Source organism: Enterococcus sp. 125944 (assembly GCF_051909435.1).
GTDB lineage: Bacteria > Bacillota > Bacilli > Lactobacillales > Enterococcaceae > Enterococcus_D > Enterococcus_D gallinarum.
This window is the reverse complement of sequence record NZ_JBQASY010000040.1, coordinates 1-5942: the sequence shown is the minus strand read 5'-3', so window position 1 is coordinate 5942 and position 5942 is coordinate 1. Positions and strand designations below refer to the sequence as shown.

Below are 5942 nucleotides of genomic sequence, written 5' to 3'. Positions count from 1 at the left end.
ATAATCACATCCTGCTGAAATTGCTTTCCTTTAAAATGACTCATCGTCATTCCTCCTGCTATCTTTTTCTATTATTCTACCTTATCTGATAGTAGATTTAAAACTTTGCAATAGAACCATTATTGTCACTTAGACGTTCATTGTTACAGGTGGAAAGGCGAAGCATGATCTCACCCAGTGTCAATATTTTAGTCATAAAGATCATCCTTAATCTTTTTAAATTCTGTCATGTATTCTTTAGCGATACGCGTGACACCTTTATAGTCTCCAGTTTCAGCGGGCTTCAAAAGATTGCCCCCGACGCCGACTGTTACCACACCTGCCCTGAACCAGTCTTTCATGTTTTCCAACGACACCCCTCCGGTTGGCATAATATTTATCTGTGGCAAGGGGGCTTTGAAGGCAGATATGATTGCTGGGCCATATGCCGATCCGGGAAATAATTTTACGATATCTACGCCTGCTTTTAGAGACTCTTTTATCTCCGTTACGGTTAGACACCCTGGTAAATAAGGTATTTGATACAGGTTACAAACTTCTGCTGTTGCTTGATCGAAGGTCGGACTAACTATAAATTCAGCTCCTGCCATTATGGCTAAACGGGCAGTAGTGACATCTAAAACTGTTCCCGCACCAATTACTACGCTAGAATCCAAGTTCTCCGAAACCAATTCCCTAATAACCTCTGCAGCATTAGGCAATGTAAAAGTAACTTCGATTCCCTTTATTCCACCTTGAATCAATGCTTCACAGGATCGTTTTCCTTGTTCTTTAGAAGCTCCGCGAACTACCGCAATGACACCTGATTCTTCAATTTTAGTTAATAATTCTACACGTTTCATTCTTTAGCACCCTTCTCCGTCTTTCAAACGATACTTCCTATCTCATTTCCATTCATCTGCATCCCATACTGAATAGTTAAATGAGGATCTTTCATTTCAGGAAAAACAACCATAATCGAAGTATCCTTATTGTTTTCCTTCAAAAGAGATAGATCAATTTCTGCTAACAACGTATTCTTTGTGACTCTTTCGTTTTCTTCTACTAGAATATTATAGCCATTACCTTGCAATTCCACGGTATCAATCCCCATATGAATCAATGCTTCTTCTCCATGCTCACCTTTGATGATTATGGCGTGTTTTGTAGGAAAAATTGACATAATCGTTCCATTAAACGGTGCATACACCTGTCCATTTTCTGGCTTGATCGCAAATCCTTCACCCATCATTTTCTTTGAAAAAACGGGATCATTAACATCTGTGATTTTTACAACATATCCTTGAACTGGGTTATAGATCTTTTCATGTCCAGCTTCTTTGACAATCCCTTTCTTCTGTTCTTCTTGTTCCATTGCTTCATTAGGGTCGAAAAAGAAATAGACCAATCCGCCAGATACAATCATTCCCGTTAAATGAATAATGAAATAATCTTTGATACCAGTTGCGCTATACAAATAAGTAACAATTCCGGGTATAGCTGCCACACCCATACCAGTACTTTTAGCATGTAACAATCCTGCAACTAAACCCGCAGTTGCCCCACCTGTTAAGGCAAAAAGGAACGGTTTGCCAAATTTTAGATTCACTCCGAAGATCGCTGGCTCTGTGATCCCCAAGAAAGCTGGCAATGAAGCCGACATCAAAAAGCCACGTTTCTTTTTATCCTGAACTTTCCATCCAGTTACTAAGGCCGCAGTTGCTTGTGCAATAATTCCACCAGTAATCATTGCATTAAATGGGTTAAATCCCGTATTCGCTAACAAATCTGTTTCCAAAGCCAAAAATATATGATGCATTCCAGTGACAACAATGGCTTGTTGCGTTCCTCCAATAATCAAACCGCCTAATCCGAAGGGTAAACCAATTACTGCTTTTGCAGCGCCCAAAACAAGCAATTCAATGTATTGGCAAATTGGACCAATGATAATCAAACCTAATAATCCAGCAACTAAAATCGTTGTAAATGGTGTGACAATCAAATCAAGGACATCAGGAACTTTCTTTTTTAGTGCTTTTTCCGTTTTTGCGGCTATAATCGCCACCATTAGGGCCGGTAATACCGAACCTTGATAACCTACAACATTCAAATCTAATCCGAAAAACGTAAATGTAATCGCGTCTGCTACCCCTTTAGCGACATCGCTAGGATTTGGTAACAACGGGTTGACCAACATCAAACCCAGAACAATCCCTAACACTGGACTTCCACCAAATTGCTTCATTCCCGCCCATGCAATCAGTACAGGCAAAAATGTGAAAGCTGTTTTCATCAAAATAGTTGCGATTGTCAAAACATTTGGGTTCATTTCTACACCAAAAGCGTTGATACAATTGATAAAACCGCTAAATAATCCGGTAGCAACCAAAACTGGAATAACTGGAATGAAAATATCCCCTAAAATTCGCGATACTTTTTTAGGTAAAGACATCCCCTCATATAGATCGCCTTTAATATCTGTATTTAACTCAGTACTCGTATTTCCAACCACAATAGCATACACACGATCAACAAATCCCGTTCCAAGAATAATCTGGTATTGCTCTCCAGCAAAAAATTGCCCCTTTACCCCATCAATATTTTCAATCTCAGCTTCGTTAACTACTTTTTTGTCGTTCAAGGTCAAACGCAAGCGTGAGGAACAGTGTCCTACAGCTCGAATGTTTTCTTTTCCACCAATCGCTTCAATGATTGCATTTGCTACCATAACATCTTTATTTTGATTCATTTTTTAACTCCTCCTTAAGGTCTTCCTGCAGATCCATCTGGCAAACGGCACAATGTCCAGTCAGCCATCCGATCATGTGTTGGAAAAGCCGCCGCAGCTTCCTCATCAATATCGACACCAATACCTGGTTGATCATTCAGATAAATGTACCCATCCTTTGCAACCGGTGTTCCCGGAAATACTTTGTACGTATTCTCTTTAATGCTGCAACTCCATTCTTGGATACCGAAGTTCGTGGAAGTAATACTTAAATGCGTATTCACCGCATGCCCGATCCCTGTCATATCACCTGGGCCATGCCACGCAGTTCGCACACCATAAGCATCTGCCAAGGAAATAATTTTTCTTGTTGGTGTAATTCCGCCCACCTGACTCAGATGCAATCGCAAATAGTCGATTGTCCGGTTTTGGATAAGCCCCGTCCATTCATGGGGATTATTAAACAGTTCTCCCATTGCTAGCGGAATATTGGTATGGCTTCGTAAATGCTCAAACCATTGGACTTGTTCTGGCGGCAATGCATCCTCTAAGAACAACAAGTCAAATTTCTCCAGCTGATTAGCAAATTTTACCGCTTCACTGGGAGATAAGCGTTCATGCACATCATGACAAAGCTTGATCGAGTCTCCAAATTTTTCTCTCAATTTTTCAAACCCTTCAATCATTGTCTTCATATAAACATCTGGATCGTAGTAAACACCGGGAGTATTATCCTTAGGTAAATGCATCGCCTGATTATTTCCGCCATACCCGCCAATCTGTACGCGAATCTGTTTCCAGCCTTGATCGACTCGCGTTTGCACTAACTCAACAGCATCACTGACACTTTGTGCATCGGCATGAATATAGGCTGGAACAGCATCACGAACCTTTCCACCAAACAATTGATAAAGCGGCATATTCGCCAGTTTCCCTTTAATATCCCAAAGTGCCATGTCGATTCCTGACAAAGCGTTGTTCAATACCGGACCGTTTCGCCAATAGCTACTCACCGAAGCTGTGCGCCAAATATCTTCTATCCGTTGCGGATCTTTACCAATCAAAAATGGTTTTAAGTATTTATCAATCGCTGTTACAACTACTTCATATCTCTGTGTAAATGTTGCACAACCCACTCCATAAATACTTGGGTCATTCGTTGTCACTTTAACTGCTACTAAGTTGATGCCTTCTGGAGCCGTGGTAATTACTTTAATATCTTCAATTACTAGCGCTTTCATCATTTGTTAAAACCTCTTTCTTAAATTTGACTCAAGTATAAGCGAATCCTTTTTTTCTGCCTATAGCGTCTGTGAACTTAAATAAATGATTCAGCATTAGATTCTTTTCCCAAAAATTGAAATTTTTCCCAGATAGTCAAAGAAAAAAACTCCCTAATTAGAGAGTTTTTTCTGTTTATATTCCATATAGCGTAAGAATAGAATACTTACTAAAATAAAATAGGGATCTAACACGCTGTATTTTTTCCAATTACCAATAGGAACTTGCTCCAAATTAACAAAAATATTTTCATTACTGAAGTGGGCGATTTGATTCTCTGAGAAGCTCGTAATCACAACAAATGGCACACCCTTCACCTTCAAGTCTTTAGCAAAGGAATGAGCGTTGTCTGATCGTCCTCTCAATGAAATAATAAAAACCAAGTCTTCTGTCGTTAACGTATCCGTTAGGGAACCAATCTCATCAACCCCCTCAACTACGTAAAAATGTTCATCACCTGCTAGAAAGACCCGACGCATCTCTTGTGCGACAGCCCTTTGTAGAGTTCCTGTACCATAAATAAAGACTTTTTTACTACTTTGAATAAGTTGAAAAATCGTTGAGAAATCCCGGTACTTCATTTCATTCATAGAGTTAGCGATAATCGAAACATACTGATCAATTAAGTTTCCTTCCAAATCTTCTGCTTCTAATTCTGCTTTAAGTGCATACTTCAATTCAGAGAAACCCTTATATGATATTTTTTGAGCAAAACGATGAATACTAGATTTGGAATAATTGCATTTTTTTGCCAAATTAACTAATGTTGATTCTGAGGCTTCTTTTTTATTGTTAGAAATGTATTTCCAGATTGCTAGATCATTCTCATTAAGGTCAAAAAAATATTTACTAACTAGCTCTTCTGTTTTAATAGACACTATTTTTCACCTCGTTAAGGTATTTTCTTCATTGTAATCTTCAGCAGCCGTGATCGGATCAAAATTAGCTACCATTAAGTTATTGATTCCATTTATTGGAGTAGGTTTATTAGTCAACGTTGTCTGAAAGACGTCTTGTAGGTTTGAGGCCGGATCTGTACTAACCAGCATTACTTTATTTCCATCTTGTGCTAAAGAAGTGGCTGTCGCACAAGCGGTAGTTGTTTTCCCTACGCCACCTTTACCAGTGAAAAATAGATATTTAGTTAAGCCCATCTTTTGGGGCATATATTGTAACATTTATTCTCCTCCTTACTTAAACTAGAAAAGAGGCTGTTAACAACAGCCTTCGCTTCCATCATTTCCTCCACAGCATCCACCAGAGTTATTAACCGGCTGAGCAACAAAGTGAATCGCACCATATTTTCCAAATTCTTCTAACGTAGGATAAGATCCTTCTTTGACAATTTCTCCGTCTAGCAATGTAACTGGTAAAATATCATTTCCTTTTTGTTGTAACAACTTTAAAATCGTGGAGTTATTAACAAAAGCATCTGGATCACTTGTAAGATTATGACGTGAAGCTTCTACTGAATCTATTCCCTCAAATGTCTCAAAAACTGAAGTCACCATGAGTAATTCTTCGTCTACAGAAGGTCCACACACTCCTGTTGAGCAACACATTGCTGGTTCAAATAGTTCCAATTTTTTCATCTTCTTTTTCTTCTTTACAATTACAGTTTGATGTATCACAAATGCAATTCTCTTCATTAGAAAATAATTGCATCATTGAACCCATAAATTGATCTACAAAGCTATCTGTCAATTGGTATCTGTGCCATGTTCCATCTTTGGTAACAAGCACAATACCAACTTTTTCTAATACTTTAATATGGTGTGAAAGGGTCGGTTGAGTAAAATCAAAATGATCTAAAATATCGCATGCGCATAAGCTGCCACAAGACGGTTCTGTTGCAAAGTTTTAAATCTACTATCAGATAAGGTAGAATAATAGAAAAAGATAGCAGGAGGAATGACGATGAGTCATTTTAAAGGAAAGCAATTTCAGCAGGATG

Annotated in this window: 5 protein-coding genes and 2 pseudogenes; all 7 read right to left on the bottom strand. The window is 38.6% G+C overall.

All coding sequences use genetic code 11. The annotated features are described in order from the left end of the window. Nucleotides 1-188: 188 nt before the first annotated feature. Nucleotides 189-842 carry a bifunctional 4-hydroxy-2-oxoglutarate aldolase/2-dehydro-3-deoxy-phosphogluconate aldolase gene (locus tag ACTFWY_RS17420; RefSeq protein WP_021150673.1) on the bottom strand — a complete coding sequence of 218 codons (654 nt, stop codon included), beginning with the start codon at nucleotides 840-842 and terminating at the stop codon, nucleotides 189-191. A gap of 23 nt (nucleotides 843-865) precedes the next feature. Continuing rightward, the gene (locus tag ACTFWY_RS17415) at nucleotides 866-2728 is read right to left on the bottom strand and encodes a PTS transporter subunit IIBCA (RefSeq protein ID WP_003127879.1); all 1863 of its coding nucleotides are present in this window, start codon (nucleotides 2726-2728) and stop codon (nucleotides 866-868) included. Between the two features lie 14 nt (nucleotides 2729-2742). Further along, a complete protein-coding gene (locus ACTFWY_RS17410; RefSeq protein WP_003127878.1) occupies nucleotides 2743-3951 on the bottom strand; it encodes a D-galactonate dehydratase in 1209 nt (402 codons plus the stop codon). A gap of 150 nt (nucleotides 3952-4101) precedes the next feature. Continuing rightward, a complete protein-coding gene (locus ACTFWY_RS17405; RefSeq protein WP_003127877.1) occupies nucleotides 4102-4866 on the bottom strand; it encodes a MurR/RpiR family transcriptional regulator in 765 nt (254 codons plus the stop codon). Nucleotides 4867-4893: 27 nt separating this feature from the next. Further along, nucleotides 4894-5166 (bottom strand): annotated as a pseudogene (locus ACTFWY_RS17400) (ArsA-related P-loop ATPase); the annotation flags it as partial. A 36-nt stretch (nucleotides 5167-5202) separates the two neighbouring features. Further along, nucleotides 5203-5580 (bottom strand): arsenite efflux transporter metallochaperone ArsD, encoded by a 378-nt coding sequence (gene arsD / locus ACTFWY_RS17395; RefSeq protein ID WP_005469942.1) that lies wholly within the window; start codon nucleotides 5578-5580, stop codon nucleotides 5203-5205. Next, nucleotides 5558-5830: pseudogene (locus ACTFWY_RS17390) on the bottom strand (ArsR/SmtB family transcription factor); the annotation flags it as partial. The pseudogene ACTFWY_RS17390 and the gene arsD, both read right to left, overlap by 23 nt. Nucleotides 5831-5942: the final 112 nt, after the last annotated feature.

Bases quoted from the DNA above. Each gene is read 5' to 3' on its own strand.
- ACTFWY_RS17420 (WP_021150673.1), bottom strand. From the start codon at position 842: ATGAAACGTGTAGAATTATTAACTAAAATTGAAGAATCAGGTGTCATT.
- ACTFWY_RS17415 (WP_003127879.1), bottom strand. From the start codon at position 2,728: ATGAATCAAAATAAAGATGTTATGGTAGCAAATGCAATCATTGAAGCG.
- ACTFWY_RS17410 (WP_003127878.1), bottom strand. From the start codon at position 3,951: ATGATGAAAGCGCTAGTAATTGAAGATATTAAAGTAATTACCACGGCT.
- arsD (WP_005469942.1), bottom strand. From the start codon at position 5,580: ATGAAAAAATTGGAACTATTTGAACCAGCAATGTGTTGCTCAACAGGA.